Here is a 12934-nt window from a genome sequence, read left to right on the forward strand (position 1 = left end):
CCTGAGCGCCGGTTTCGCTCGGCCTTCTGAAGGGGCGTTTCGGAGTGCGCGGAGGTTTCTCTGGAAATCCCAAAAGCAAAAGCCAGAGCGGACGTGCTTTTGCTTTTCGTAGAAGCGAGCTTGCTCGCGAACCTGGCCGTCACTGGGTTCCCGCGTTCGCGGGAATGACGGGGTAGGGTTAGGCGTTCCAGGATGACTCCAAACTCCCCACCCACTCCGAACAGCCCCCTCTCCCGCTTGCGGGAGAGGGTTGGGGAGAGGGCGCTCTTGACCCCAACACCACAACCACCGCCCCCCACTCCCCAAACAAAAAAGCCGCTCCCCCAAAAAGAGAAGCGGCTCTCCTCACAACCTCTACCAGCCCCAGCAGCAACCTACCGCCAGGCCAGGCAAAGCCCTACTGCGTCCACTCCTTCACCCGATCCGGGTTGCTGGCCACCCACTGCTTGGCAGCCTCCTCAGGCTTGGCGCCGTCCTGGATGGCGAGCATCACCTGGCCGATCTCCGCGCCGTCCTTCCACTGCAGTTTCTTCAGCAGCGCCCAGACTTCCGGGGCCTTCTTCTCCAGCGCCGGGTTGGCCACGCTGTCGACGTGCTCTTCCTCGCCGTAGACCTTCTTCGGATCATCGAGGAACTTCAGCTTCCACTTGGCGAACATCCAGTGCGGAATCCAGCCGGTCACCGCCACCGCCTTCTTGTCGTTCTCGGCGCGGGTCAGCTCGGCGATCATGCCGCTGCCGGAGCTGGCCACCAGCTTGTAGTCCAGGCCGTAGTCCTTGATCGCCTGGTCGGTCTTGAGCATCACCCCGGCGCCGGCGTCGATGCCGACGATACGGCCGCCGAAGTCGTCCTTCATCGCCTTGAGGTCTTCGATGCTGTTGGCCTTGACGTACTCCGGCACGATCAGGCCGATCTTCGCCCCGGGGTAGTTGACACCCAGGTCGACCACCTGGCTCTTCATCTTCTCGTAGTAGGCGCCGTGGGTCACCGGCAGCCACGCCGAGAGCATGGCATCGAGCTTGCCGCGGGCCACGCCCTGCCACATGATCCCGGCCGCCACCGGCATCAGCTTGACCGGGTAGCCGAGCTTCTCGCGGATCACCTCGGCGGCCACGTGGGTGGTCGCCACGCTGTCCGACCAGCCATCCACGTAGCCGATGGTGATCTCCGGCTTGGCCGCCGCACCGGCCAGGCCCGCTGCCGCCGACAGCACGAGCCCCGCACCCAGGCCCATCAGTCGTCGCATCATTCGCATAAGAGTCTCCCCTTGTTCTAGGTTCACCGGAACGAGCGCTCCGGGACGGTCTTGGCCGCCCCTCCATCATCGGCGCGAGGGGCTGGCGGGCTGCTCCGAGAACGACGCGCAACCTGCCGGTACGCGACAACGACTGTCCAATTGCGACAACCACGGAGCATTTACGACATGCTCGTGTCCCCCACTGATGCCAGAGAGCCATCCCACGCTCGTCTGCACAGACGCCGGAGGCGGGGCATTGCTAAGATGCGCGACCTGCTCGAAAGCACCGCGCCCATGCCCAGATTCCAGCGCCATCCTTTTTCAGCCTACTGTCTCGGTCTGCTCCTGGCCACCCTTGCCCTCTGCGCCACCTGGTACCTGCAAGGCCGCGCCATCGTCCTGCCCGACGCGGCCGGCCCCACGCACAAGCTGCAGTGCGCCTCCTACAGCCCCTTCGGCAAGGACCAGTCGCCCTTCGACCAGCCCTTCACCCTGCGCCCGGCGCAGATGGACGCCGACCTGGCGCTGCTGGCGACGCGCTTCACCTGCGTGCGCACCTATTCCATGAGCGGCCTGGAGGGCATTCCCGAGCTGGCGCGCAAGCATGGCCTGAAGCTGATCCTCGGCGCCTGGATCAACGCCATCCCCGCCGACAGCGAACGCGAGGTGCAGAAGCTGATAGCGGCGGCCAACGCCTACCCCGACGTGGTCCAGGCGGTGATCGTCGGCAACGAGACGCTGCTGCGCCAGGAAGTCACCAGCAAGTACCTCGACGGCCTGTTGGCGCGGGTGAAAAGCCAGGTGCGCCAGCCGGTGTCCTATGCCGAGGTCTGGGAATACTGGCTCAAGCACCCGCAGCTGGCCGGCGGCGTCGACTTCATCACCCTGCACCTGCTGCCCTACTGGGACAACCAACCCAGCGGCATCGACGGCGCCCTGGAGCACGTCGCGGACATCCGCCGGCGCTTCGACCAGGCCTTCCCCGGCAAGGCCATCCTGATCGGCGAGACCGGCTGGCCCAGCGAGGGCCGCCAGCGCCAGACCGCCCTGCCCAGCCGCGTCAACGAGGCGCGCTACATCCGCGACTTCGTGCGCCTGGCCGAGGAGCACGGCTGGCGCTACAACCTGATCGAGGCCTTCGACCAGCCGTGGAAGCGCCGTATCGAGGGCGCCGTGGGTGGCTACTGGGGCCTGTTCGACGCCGACCGGCAGGACAAGAACGTGCTCGCCGGGCCGGTTTCCAACCAGCCGGACTGGCCGCGCTGGCTGGCACTGTCGCTAGCCCTGTGGGGCGCCGCGCTGCTGCTCGGCGGTCGCCCGGCCCGCGCCCGAGACGCCCTGCTGCAGCCACTGGCTGCCGCCCTCGGCGCTGCCTGCGTCGGCCTGTGGGGCGCCCAGGCCCAAGTGATCTGCACCTTCCTCGACGAATGGCTGTGGGCGGCGTACCTGGTGCTGCTCAACCTGTTGGTGCTGGCACACCTCTCCCTGGCGCTGGGCGCCGGGGCCGGTTGGCGCGCGCGCCTGCTGGCCTGGCTGGAGACCCGCGGCGGCTGGTGGCTGCTGGCCAGCGGCTTCGCCGGCGCGGTGTGGATGCTGGCCCTGGTGTTCGACGCGCGCTACCGCAACTTCCCCAACGCGGCGCTGCTGTTCCCGGCGCTGGTCTACCTCTGCCGGCCGGCGACCGCGCCACGCCGCGAGGCCGGCCTGCTGGCGCTGCTGATCGCCGCGGGCATAGTCCCGCAACTCGTGCTGGAAGGGCTGGGCAACCGCCAGGCGCTGATCTGGGCGGGGATCGCCCTGCTGCTCGCCGGCGCCCTGTGGCGCGGCCTGCGCCAGGAAAGGTGCGTGGCGGCCGCAGCCTCGGCGCCGGCCGCCTGACTCAGGCCCGCGCCGGGCGCGGCTGGCGCACCAGGCGCAGCCCGGCCAGCACCACGGCGAACACCGCCATGCTCACGCTGTAGAACACCAGCGCCAGCAGGCCGACGAACAGCGCCAGGGCCGCCAGCCACCAGCCGATGCGCCCTGGCAGCAGAAAGGCCGGCACGGACGCCGCCAGCGCCGCCTGGCCGAACACCCCGAAATGGATCAGCAGGCCCAGCCCGGAGCGCGCCTGGCACGCCCACAGCGCCGCATCGTCGGCGCACACGTCCACCCAACTGCCGTTTTCCAGCAGGCCGAAGCGCACGCCATAGCAGGCGGCCAGCCAGAGCGCGACGAGGCAGAGCAGGATCAGCGATGAACGTGAAGGCATGGCGCCACTTCCACGGGCGAAGGGCGCCCAGCATAACCAGCGCGGGGGCCGATGCAAGAGGCGCAGCCCCCTGGCGTGGGCGGCTGCAGCAGCTGCGCATCCCGCACCGCCGAGGTTGCCAGCGCCGGGCCGGCACGGCATGCTCGGCGGTCCGCTTCACCAGGAGATGAGCATGTCCCGCATCCAGCTGCGCCCCGCCCGCCCCGACGACGTCCCGCTGATCCTCGAACTGATCGCCGAGTTGGCCGAGTACGAACGCCTGTCCCACGAGAACAAGGCCGACGCCGGGCGCATGCACGAGCACCTGTTCGGCCCGCGCCCCTACGCCGAGGTGCTGATCGGCGAGGTGGACGGCGTCGGCGCCGGCTTCGCGCTGTTCTTCCACAACTATTCCACCTGGCTGAGCCAGCCCGGCATCTACCTCGAAGACCTCTACGTGCGCCCCAGCGCCCGTGGCCTGGGCCTGGGCAAGGCGCTGCTGAGCGAACTGGCGCGCCTGGCGGTGGAACGCAAGTGCGGGCGCCTGGAGTGGTCGGTGCTGGACTGGAACGAACCGGCCATCGGCTTCTACCGCAGCCTGGGCGCCGTGCCCCTGGACGAATGGACCGTCTACCGCCTGGCCGGCGATGCCCTCGCCCGCCTCGGCCGGCGCGACTGAACGACCACCCAAGAGGATTCCGGACGCGTCCTACAGCACTTGTAGAACTTGCACTTGTCATAGTGCTCGGTTTCACTGCATTTCGCGTCCTACTGAAAGGAATCCACCGCATGCCTCTGCTTACGCGCGTGGCTGCCCTGCTCGGCAGCCTCGTCATGGGCTTCGCAGGTCCGGCGCTCGCCAGGGATGTCGACCCGGCCAGTTACGGCTACCCCCTGGGCAACCCCTTCGAAGCGACCATCGCCACCACCCCGGCGGAGCTGCGCCCGCAGCTGCCGGACGATGCCGACATCGACCAGCACGACTACGCCCTCAAGCTGCGTCCGGAGCGCGAGTTCCAGCTGCCGGACAACTTCTGGCCGGTGAAGAAGCTGCACTACCGCCTGGCCCGCCAGGACCACCCGGCGCCTCTGGTGTTCATCATCGCCGGCACCGGCGCCAGCTACCTCAGCAGCACCCCGGAGTACCTCAAGCGCCTGTTCTACGGCGCCGGCTACCACGTGGTGCAGATTTCCTCGCCGACCAGTTGGGACTTCATGGCCGGCGCCTCGATGCGTGCCACCCCCGGCTACAGCCCCGACGACGCCGACGACCTGTACCGGGTGATGCAGGCGGTGCGCGCCCAGCACCCGAGCCTGCCGATCACCGGCTACTACCTCACCGGCTACAGCCTCGGCGCGCTGCACGCGGCCTTCGTCAGCCACCTCGACGAAACCCGCCGCAGCTTCAACTTCAAGCGCGTGCTGCTGCTCAACCCGCCGGTGAACCTCTACACCTCGGTGAGCAACCTCGACCGCCTGGTGCAGACCCAGGTCAAGGGCATCACCGACTCCAGGACCTACTACCAGCTGGTGCTCGGCAAGCTGACGCGCTACTTCCAGCAGAAGGGCTACATCGACCTCAACGATGCCTTCCTCTATGACTTCCAGCACTCCAGGCAGCACCTGACCAACGAAGAGATGGCCATGCTGATCGGCACGACCTTCCGCTTCTCCTCCGCCGACATCGCCTTCACCTCGGACCTGATCAACCAGCGCGGGCTGGTCACCCCGCCGCACTACCCGATCAACGAGGGCACCAGCCTGGAACCCTTCTTCAAGCGCGCGCTGCAATGCGACTTCGACTGCTACATGGTCGAGCAGCTGATCCCCATGTGGCGCAAGCGCCATGGCGGCGGCAGCCTGCCGCAGCTGATCCAGCAGACCAGCCTGTACGCCCTGCAGCAGTACCTGCACGACACGCCGAAGATCGCCGTGATGCACAACGCCGACGACGTCATCCTCGGCCCCGGCGACATCGGCTTCCTGCGCCGCACCTTCGGCGACCGGCTGACGCTGTACCCGCTGGGCGGCCATTGCGGCAACCTCAACTACCGGGTCAACGCCCAGGACATGCTGGACTTCTTCCGCGGCCAGGACGCCACGCTGCAGGCCGCCGCCGACACAGGAAAGCGCTAGATGACCCGCCGATCCCCCTGGCTGCTGGCCCTGCTGCTGGGCAGCGCGCTGGCCCACGCCGACAACGCCTCCGACCTCGGCCCGGCGCCCGCCGTGCCGCCCTCGGCCGCCAAGCAGGTGCAGCTGACGCCCGACGCCGACGGCTTCAAGCACCCGCTGGACGCGCTCAAGTTCAACCCCGGCCTGGACCAGCGCGAGTTCGAACGCGCCACCCTCAGCGCACTCAACGTCTACGACCCCTGGGAGTCGTGGAACCGCCGCGTCTACCACTTCAACTACCGCTTCGACGAGTGGGTGTTCCTGCCCGTGGTGCACGGCTACGAGTACGTCACCCCACGCTTCGTGCGCAGCGGCGTGAGCAACTTCTTCAGCAACATCGCCGAGGTGCCGAGCCTGCTCAACAGCCTGCTGCAGTTCAAGGGCAAGCGGGCCATGAACACCACCGCGCGGCTGCTGTTCAACACCACCTTCGGCGTGCTCGGCCTGTGGGACCCGGCCACCCGCATGGGCCTGCCGCGGCAACCCGAGGACTTCGGCCAGACCCTCGGCTTCTACGGCGTGCCCGCCGGCCCCTACCTGATGCTGCCGATCCTCGGCCCGTCCAACCTGCGCGACACCGGCGGGCTGGTCACCGACTTCGTCGCCGGCCAGCAGGTGGACTACCTGGGCGTGGCCAGCGCCAGCGGCGACTACTGGGAAATCCCCACCCTGGAGGTCATCGACCGGCGCTACAGCAACAGCTTCCGCTACGGGCAGATGAACACGCCCTTCGAGTACGAGAAGCTGCGCTACTTCTATACCGAGGCGCGCAAGCTGCAGATCGGCGAATGAGTGGGCGGGCCGAATATCGACAAATTCGATATTCGGCCCGCAAAACTCGCAACCATTCATTCAATCAGCGGGACTACCATGGCCTCCATGCCTGAACGAGGAGGTCCCCCATGACCCAGCTGCGCAACCTGATCGACCTGCACATCGGCCGCCCCGCCTCCGACGGCGCCGGCGTGCGCCTGACCCGCGTGATCGGCGGCCCGGGCATCGAACGCTTCGATCCCTTCCTGATGCTCGACCAGTTCGACACGCAGAACCCCGACGACTACATCGGCGGCTTCCCCGACCACCCGCACCGCGGCTTCGAGACCGTGACCTACATGCTCGAAGGGCGCATGCGCCACCGCGACCACCTGGGCAACGAAGGCCTGCTAAAGCCCGGTGGCGTGCAGTGGATGACCGCCGCCCACGGCATCATCCACAGCGAGATGCCCGAGCAGGAGCAAGGCGCCATGCGCGGCTTCCAGCTGTGGCTGAACCTGCCCGGCAAGAGCAAGCTCGGCCCGGCCGGCTACCGCGACATCGAGCCGCAAGACGTACCGCGCACTACCACCGCCAACGGCGTGGAAGTGACCGTGATCGCCGGGCGCTTCAACGACGGCCAGGTGCAACTCGACGGCGCCGTGCAGCGCCCGGACAGCGAACCGCACTACTACGACCTGAAGCTGCCGGCCGGCGCCGACATCGGCCTCAACCTGCCGGCCAGCCACCGCACGCTGCTGTACGTCTACGAAGGCAGCCTGCAGGTGCAGGCCGAGCGCGGCGGCGAAGTCGGCACCAACCGCCTGGCGCGCCTGGGCGAAGGCGACGCGGTGAAGTTGCACAGCAACACGGGCGCGCGAGTCCTGCTGCTGGCCGGCAAGCCGCTGAACGAGCCGATCGTGCAATACGGGCCCTTCGTGATGAACAGCCGCGAGGAAATCGAACAGGCCCTGCGCGATTACCGGGATGGCGTGCTGGCGGTCTGAGCCGCCGGGGTCGCGGCCCTGCCCGCGAAATCGCGCGCAGGGCGCGCTCCTACATGGATACGGCGTGGGTGGGGCAGCGTAGGAGCGGATCTTATCCGCGAATCGCGCCGGGACACCCGGCTATCGCGGACAAGGTCCGCTCCTACGGGGGAGGAATACCGTGCCCCCGGCAACCTGTAGGAGCGGGCCCTGCCCGCGATTTCGCGCGCAGGGCGCGCTCCTACATGGGTACGGCGTGGGTGGGGCAGCGTAGGAGCGGATCTCATCCGCGAATCGCGCCGGGACGCCCGGCTATCGCGGACAAGGTCCGCTCGTTGCAGGCGAGCATGGCTTTTCGTAGGAGCGAGCTTGCTCGCGAACAAACGCCGTGCCATGCGGTTCGCGAGCAAGCTCGCTCCTACGAAGAGCGCTCCGGTGTGGCCTGCAAGGCAGTTACGTGTTTGCCTGAAGCGTAGGAGCGGGCTCCGTCCGCGATCCTCCCCTACAGACAATGCTCCTCCAGCCCGAGAAAGCGCACCAGCTCCGCACGCTTGTCCATCGCATCCTTGTAGCCCAGGCGGATCAGCTCGTGGCAATAGCCGCGCTCGAACAGCAGGTAGCTCAACACCCCCGCCCCGCTCGCCCGAGTCGCGCCCGGGCCGCGCAGGAACAGGCGCACCGCCCAGGGCAGTTCCTTGCGGTGCTTGGCCGCGATCTCGTCCAGCGGTCGCGATGGCGACACCAGCAGCACTTCCACCTCGCGCAGCCCGGCCTCGTGGCAGCGGCGCTCCTGGGGCACCAGCGAGCCCAGGTAATTGACGCGCTGCAGCACCTCGATATCCCCTTCCAGGCTATCGATGAAGGTGCTGTTGAGCAGGTGGATGCCCATCTGTGCCAGGGTCGGCGGCCGCCCGCTGGCCAGGTCGGCGGCGCCCTCGTCAGGCCCGTTGTTCGTCGGGTTGCCGCTGACGCCGATCACCAGCACGCGGTTGGCGCCCAGGTGCAGCGCCGGGCTGATCGGCGCCTGCTGGCGGACCGCGCCGTCACCGTAAAACTCGCGCTTGATGCGCACTGGGGCGAACAGCAGCGGGATCGCCGAGCTGGCCAGCAGGTGCTCCAGGTGCAGCCGCGTCGGCACGCCGATGCGCCGGTGGCGCAGCCAGGGCTCGATGGTGGCGCGGCCCTGGTAGAAGGTCACCGCCTGCCCGGAGTCGTAGCCGAAGGCGGTCACCGCCACTGCGCGCAGCTTGCGTTGCTGCAAGGCGGCGCTGATGCCGGAAAAGTCCATCTCGCGGGCCAGCAGGTGGCGCAGCGGCGTGCTGTCGAGCAGCGCCACCGGCCGCCGCCGGCCCAGGCCCAGCAGGCTGTGGCCGAGGAAGCGCAGGGCCTGGCCGAGCACCCCGGTGAAGTCGGCGCGGTACACCTGGCCGGTGTGGAAGCCCTTCCACACCCGCGTCAGGCTGTGGATGGCCTCGCGGAAGGACAGCGCGCCACAGGCCAGGCCCACGGCGTTGATGGCGCCGGCCGAGGTGCCGACGATGACCGGGAAGGGATTGGCCGCGCCCTCCGGCAGCAGCTCGGCGATGGCCGCCAGCACGCCCACCTGGTAGGCGGCGCGGGCACCGCCGCCGGAAAGGATGAGGCCGGTGATGGCGCGTTCGGCGCGGAGGTTGGGTTGCGGCTCGGCGGATTCAGTCACGACGGGAGTCCTGGATGCGTCCTGCACTTTTCAGTATGCAACGCTGCCCGCCGCGGTAAAGCCCGCCGCCGCATTCAGCGCTTGTCGTAGAGCTTCGGCGCGCCGTCCGGGCGGCTCTTGAAGCGGCGGTGGGCCCAGAGGTACTGCTCGGGCTGCTGGCGGATCTCGGCTTCCACCCACTGGTTGATGCGCAGGCAGTCGGCCTCCTCGCTCTCGCCGGGGAAGTCCTGCAGCGGCGGGTGCACCACCAGGCGGTAGCCGGAACCGTCGGCCAGGCGCGTCTGGGTGAAGGGCATGACCTGCGCGCGGCCCAGGCGGGCGAACTTGGTGGTGGCGGTGACGGTGGCGGCCTGGATGCCGAACAGCGGCACGAACAGGCTCTGCTTGGCGCCGTAGTCTTGGTCCGGGGCATACCAGATGGCGCGCCCGGCGCGCAGCACCTTGAGCATGGCGCGCACGTCCTCGCGCTCGATGGCGCTGGCGTCCAGGTTGTGCCGCTCGCGGCCGCGGCGCTGCACGTAGTCGAACACCGGGTTGTCGTGCTCGCGGTACATGCCGTCGATGGTCTGCACCTGGCCCAGCAGCGCCGCGCCTATCTCCAGGGTGGTGAAGTGCATGGCCATGAGGATCACGCCCTTGCCTTCGGCCTGGGCCTGGCGCAGGTGCTCCAGGCCTTCTATATGGGCGAGCTTGGCCAGGCGTTCCCGGGGCCACCACCAGCTCATGGCCATTTCGAAGAAGGCGATGCCGGTGGAGGCGAAGTTGGCCTTGAGCAGCCGGGTGCGCTCGGCGGCGGACAGCTCGGGGAAGCACAGCTCCAGGTTGCGCGCGGCGATCGCCCGGCGGCTGCCGACCACGCGGTACATCAGCGCGCCCAGGCCGCGCCCCAGCGCCAGCAGCGCCGGATAGGGCAGTTGCACCACCAGCCACAGCGCGCCCAGGCCCAGCCACAGCGGCCAGTAGCGCGGATGGAGGAAGGCGGCACGAAAGCTGGGACGGTCCATGAACGATTCCGGGAATGACGGGCAAAGGCGGCATTCTACCGCGAGCGCCGCCTTTGCGCCGCCGCCCCGGTGCCACTATCGCACCTGGCCCCGCGCCAGGCTTGCGACTGCCGGGAGGGTTCGCTATAAGTCGAGGCCATTTAGCGATGCAGTGCGACCATGAGCCAAGCCGACCTCCTCGACCAAGATCCCGTTTTCCAGCTCAAGGGCAGCATGCTCGCCGTCACCGTGCTGGAACTGGCGCACAACGACCTGTCGCGCCTGGACCGTCAGCTCGCCGACAAGGTCGCCCAGGCTCCCAACTTCTTCCGCGACACCCCCCTGGTCCTGGCCCTGGACAAGCTGCCCGGCGGCGAAGGCCAGCTCGACCTGCAGGGCGTGCTGGACATCTGCCGCCGCCACGGCCTGCGCACCCTGGCCATCCGCGCCAACCGCGAGGAAGACCTGCGCCTGGCAACCATGCTGGACATCCCGGTGCTGCCGCCCTCCGGCTCCCGCGACCGCCCGCTGGAGCCCAAGGACGCCACCGCGGGCCCGGCGAACGACGGCATAGTGCGCCGCCCGCGCAGCGAGAAGCTGGCCGAACCGGTGGTCGAAAAAGCCATCGACAAGGCCAGCGACAAGACCGCGGACCCGGCGCCTGAAAAAGCCCCTGAAAAGCCTGCCGAGCCCTCCGCCCCGGCCGTCCGTCCGACTAAGCTGGTGACCAGCCCGGTGCGCGGTGGCGTACAGATATACGCCGCCGGCGGCGACCTCATCGTCCTGGCCCCCGTGAGCCCCGGTGCGGAACTTCTGGCCGACGGCAACATCCACGTATACGGTCCGATGCGCGGTCGTGCCCTGGCCGGCGTCAAGGGCGACACCAGCGCGCGAATCTTCTGTCAGCAACTGGGCGCCGAACTGGTCTCGATCGCCGGGAATTACAAGGTGGCAGAAGACCTTAGGCGCAGTCCGCAATGGGGGCAGGCGGTACACGTCAGCCTGTCGGGAGACGTGTTGAACATCACCCGCCTTTAACGGATACTGCCGCGAATTTCAGGGACCAGAACTCTTCGTTTTTTCTTTGGGGTGAATCACCTTGGCCAAGATCCTCGTAGTCACTTCCGGTAAGGGTGGCGTCGGTAAAACCACCACCAGCGCCGCCATCGGCACCGGCCTGGCCCTGCGCGGCCACAAGACCGTCATCGTCGACTTCGACGTGGGCCTGCGTAACCTCGACCTGATCATGGGCTGCGAACGCCGCGTGGTTTATGACTTCGTCAACGTCATCAACGGCGAAGCCACGCTGACCCAGGCCCTCATCAAGGACAAGCGCCTCGAGAACCTGTTCGTCCTGGCCGCCAGCCAGACCCGTGACAAGGACGCCCTGACCCAGGAAGGCGTCGGCAAGGTCATGGAAGAACTCAAACAGAACTTCGAATACATCATCTGCGACTCCCCGGCCGGCATCGAGAAGGGTGCCCACCTGGCCATGTACTTCGCCGACGAGGCGATCGTCGTGACCAACCCGGAAGTCTCCTCGGTGCGCGACTCCGACCGTATGCTCGGCCTGCTGGCCAGCAAGTCGGCGCGCTCCGAGAAGGGCGAGGAGCCGATCAAGGAACACCTGCTGCTGACCCGCTACAACCCCGAGCGCGTCACCAAGGGCGAGATGCTCGGCGTGGAAGACGTCGAGGAAATCCTGGCGATCCGCCTGCTGGGCGTGATCCCCGAGTCGCAGGCCGTGCTCAAGGCCTCGAACCAGGGCGTGCCGGTCATCCTCGACGAGCAGAGCGACGCCGGCCAGGCCTACAGCGACGCGGTCGACCGCCTGCTGGGCAAAGAGATGCCACATCGGTTCCTCGATGTGCAGAAGAAAGGATTCCTGCAACGACTGTTCGGAGGACGTGAATGAGCCTTTTAGACTTCTTTCGCAGCCGGAAAGCGCCGAACAGCGCGTCCATCGCGAAGGAAAGACTCCAGATCATAGTCGCCCACGAGCGCGGCAACCGTTCGCAACCGGACTACCTCCCGCAGCTGCAGAAAGACCTGCTGGAAGTGATCCGCAAATACGTGCCGATCGACCAGGAACAGGTCCAGGTGGAACTGGCCAACCAGGGCAGCTGCTCGATCCTGGAACTCAACATCACTCTGCCGGAACGTTGATCGTTCCCGGAGTGAACTGCGGCGGCCTCGGCCGCCGCAGTCATTTCTAGCCGCTGTCGAGGCCCCATGCCGCTGTCGAACATCCAGATCGTCCACCAGGACGCCGCCCTGCTGGTGGTGAACAAGCCCACCCTGCTGCTCTCGGTGCCCGGCCGCGCCGAGGACAACAAGGACTGCCTGGTCACCCGCCTGCAGGAAAACGGCTACCCGGAAGCGCGCATCGTCCACCGCCTGGACTGGGAAACCTCCGGCCTGATGGTGCTGGCCCGCGACGCCGACAGCCACCGCGAGCTGTCCCGGCAGTTCCACGACCGCGAGACCGAAAAGGCCTACACCGCCCTGTGCTGGGGCGAACCGGAGCTGGACAGCGGGCGCATCGAACTGCCGCTGCGCTACGACCCGGAGAACAAGCCGCGGCACATCGTCGACCACGAACACGGCCGCCACGCCCTGACCTTCTGGCGCATGGTGGAACGCTGCGGCCAGTACGCCCGGGTGGAACTCACCCCCATCACCGGCCGCTCGCACCAACTGCGCGTGCACATGCTGTCCATCGGCCACCCACTGCTCGGCGACCGCCTCTACGCCGAAGGCGAAGCCCTGGCCCTGCGCGACCGCCTGTGCCTGCACGCCAGCCTGCTGTGCCTGACCCACCCGCAGACCGGCGAGCGCCTGCGCTTCGAGTCGCCGGCGCCGTTCTGAGCG

At 68.0% G+C, this 12934-nt stretch carries 13 protein-coding genes; 9 read left to right on the forward strand and 4 right to left on the reverse strand.

The genetic code is table 11. The annotated features are described in order from the left end of the window. Positions 1-397 precede the first annotated feature (397 nt). Positions 398-1255, reverse strand: coding sequence for a glycine betaine ABC transporter substrate-binding protein (locus ACTWJ5_RS23450; RefSeq protein WP_444436663.1), 858 nt, complete (start codon positions 1253-1255; stop codon positions 398-400). A gap of 246 nt (positions 1256-1501) precedes the next feature. Between ACTWJ5_RS23450 and ACTWJ5_RS23455 the strand changes: the two genes are divergently transcribed. Next, entirely contained in the window at positions 1502-3115 is a 1614-nt protein-coding gene (locus ACTWJ5_RS23455; RefSeq protein ID WP_444436664.1) for a glycoside hydrolase family 17 protein, read from the forward strand. A gap of 1 nt (position 3116) precedes the next feature. Here the strand turns inward: ACTWJ5_RS23455 and ACTWJ5_RS23460 are convergent, their stop codons facing one another. Further along, positions 3117-3488 (reverse strand): hypothetical protein, encoded by a 372-nt coding sequence (locus tag ACTWJ5_RS23460; protein WP_074981602.1) that lies wholly within the window; start codon positions 3486-3488, stop codon positions 3117-3119. 172 nt (positions 3489-3660) lie between these two features. Here ACTWJ5_RS23460 and ACTWJ5_RS23465 point away from each other — a divergent pair, with 172 nt between their 5' ends. The 4 genes from ACTWJ5_RS23465 (at position 3661) to ACTWJ5_RS23480 (ending at position 7402) form a co-directional block, all read left to right on the forward strand. Beyond that, complete coding sequence (locus ACTWJ5_RS23465) at positions 3661-4146, forward strand: GNAT family N-acetyltransferase (protein WP_043271035.1); 486 nt, start codon at positions 3661-3663, stop codon at positions 4144-4146. 110 nt (positions 4147-4256) lie between these two features. After that, positions 4257-5603, forward strand: coding sequence for a serine/threonine protein kinase (locus tag ACTWJ5_RS23470; protein WP_074981600.1), 1347 nt, complete (start codon positions 4257-4259; stop codon positions 5601-5603). Then, positions 5604-6434, forward strand: coding sequence for an MlaA family lipoprotein (locus ACTWJ5_RS23475; RefSeq protein WP_116423121.1), 831 nt, complete (start codon positions 5604-5606; stop codon positions 6432-6434). A 110-nt stretch (positions 6435-6544) separates the two neighbouring features. Then, positions 6545-7402, forward strand: coding sequence for a pirin family protein (locus ACTWJ5_RS23480; RefSeq protein ID WP_444436665.1), 858 nt, complete (start codon positions 6545-6547; stop codon positions 7400-7402). A 481-nt stretch (positions 7403-7883) separates the two neighbouring features. Here ACTWJ5_RS23480 and ACTWJ5_RS23485 read toward each other — a convergent pair whose 3' ends face one another. Together ACTWJ5_RS23485 and ACTWJ5_RS23490 are read right to left on the reverse strand one after the other, a co-directional pair. Further along, the gene (locus tag ACTWJ5_RS23485) at positions 7884-9032 is read right to left on the reverse strand and encodes a patatin-like phospholipase family protein (protein WP_444439651.1); all 1149 of its coding nucleotides are present in this window, start codon (positions 9030-9032) and stop codon (positions 7884-7886) included. A gap of 122 nt (positions 9033-9154) precedes the next feature. Beyond that, the gene (locus ACTWJ5_RS23490) at positions 9155-10084 is read right to left on the reverse strand and encodes a lipid A biosynthesis lauroyl acyltransferase (RefSeq protein ID WP_444436666.1); all 930 of its coding nucleotides are present in this window, start codon (positions 10082-10084) and stop codon (positions 9155-9157) included. 159 nt (positions 10085-10243) lie between these two features. Between ACTWJ5_RS23490 and minC the strand changes: the two genes are divergently transcribed. The 4 genes from minC (at position 10244) to ACTWJ5_RS23510 (ending at position 12931) form a co-directional block, all read left to right on the forward strand. Next, positions 10244-11101 carry a septum site-determining protein MinC gene (gene minC / locus ACTWJ5_RS23495; protein ID WP_444436667.1) on the forward strand — a complete coding sequence of 286 codons (858 nt, stop codon included), beginning with the start codon at positions 10244-10246 and terminating at the stop codon, positions 11099-11101. Between the two features lie 61 nt (positions 11102-11162). Next, positions 11163-11978, forward strand: a complete 816-nt coding sequence (gene minD, locus ACTWJ5_RS23500; protein WP_009620514.1) for a septum site-determining protein MinD — start codon at positions 11163-11165, stop codon at positions 11976-11978. Further along, positions 11975-12229 carry a cell division topological specificity factor MinE gene (gene minE / locus ACTWJ5_RS23505; protein ID WP_009620516.1) on the forward strand — a complete coding sequence of 85 codons (255 nt, stop codon included), beginning with the start codon at positions 11975-11977 and terminating at the stop codon, positions 12227-12229. The genes minD and minE overlap by 4 nt, the downstream gene beginning before the upstream one ends. Positions 12230-12295: 66 nt before the next feature. Then, complete coding sequence (locus ACTWJ5_RS23510) at positions 12296-12931, forward strand: RluA family pseudouridine synthase (protein WP_444436668.1); 636 nt, start codon at positions 12296-12298, stop codon at positions 12929-12931. Positions 12932-12934 lie beyond the last annotated feature (3 nt).

This window comes from Pseudomonas sp. A6, assembly GCF_052367875.1.
GTDB classification, from domain to species: Bacteria; Pseudomonadota; Gammaproteobacteria; order Pseudomonadales; family Pseudomonadaceae; genus Pseudomonas; species Pseudomonas citronellolis.

Excerpts from the sequence above, each read along its gene's own strand:
- ACTWJ5_RS23450 (WP_444436663.1), bottom strand. The coding sequence starts at position 1,255 with ATGCGAATGATGCGACGACTGATGGGCCTGGGTGCGGGGCTCGTGCTG.
- ACTWJ5_RS23455 (WP_444436664.1), top strand. The coding sequence starts at position 1,502 with ATGCGCGACCTGCTCGAAAGCACCGCGCCCATGCCCAGATTCCAGCGC.
- ACTWJ5_RS23460 (WP_074981602.1), bottom strand. The coding sequence starts at position 3,488 with ATGCCTTCACGTTCATCGCTGATCCTGCTCTGCCTCGTCGCGCTCTGG.
- ACTWJ5_RS23465 (WP_043271035.1), top strand. The coding sequence starts at position 3,661 with ATGTCCCGCATCCAGCTGCGCCCCGCCCGCCCCGACGACGTCCCGCTG.
- ACTWJ5_RS23470 (WP_074981600.1), top strand. The coding sequence starts at position 4,257 with ATGCCTCTGCTTACGCGCGTGGCTGCCCTGCTCGGCAGCCTCGTCATG.
- ACTWJ5_RS23475 (WP_116423121.1), top strand. The coding sequence starts at position 5,604 with ATGACCCGCCGATCCCCCTGGCTGCTGGCCCTGCTGCTGGGCAGCGCG.
- ACTWJ5_RS23480 (WP_444436665.1), top strand. The coding sequence starts at position 6,545 with ATGACCCAGCTGCGCAACCTGATCGACCTGCACATCGGCCGCCCCGCC.
- ACTWJ5_RS23490 (WP_444436666.1), bottom strand. The coding sequence starts at position 10,084 with ATGGACCGTCCCAGCTTTCGTGCCGCCTTCCTCCATCCGCGCTACTGG.
- minC (WP_444436667.1), top strand. The coding sequence starts at position 10,244 with ATGAGCCAAGCCGACCTCCTCGACCAAGATCCCGTTTTCCAGCTCAAG.
- minE (WP_009620516.1), top strand. The coding sequence starts at position 11,975 with ATGAGCCTTTTAGACTTCTTTCGCAGCCGGAAAGCGCCGAACAGCGCG.
- ACTWJ5_RS23510 (WP_444436668.1), top strand. The coding sequence starts at position 12,296 with ATGCCGCTGTCGAACATCCAGATCGTCCACCAGGACGCCGCCCTGCTG.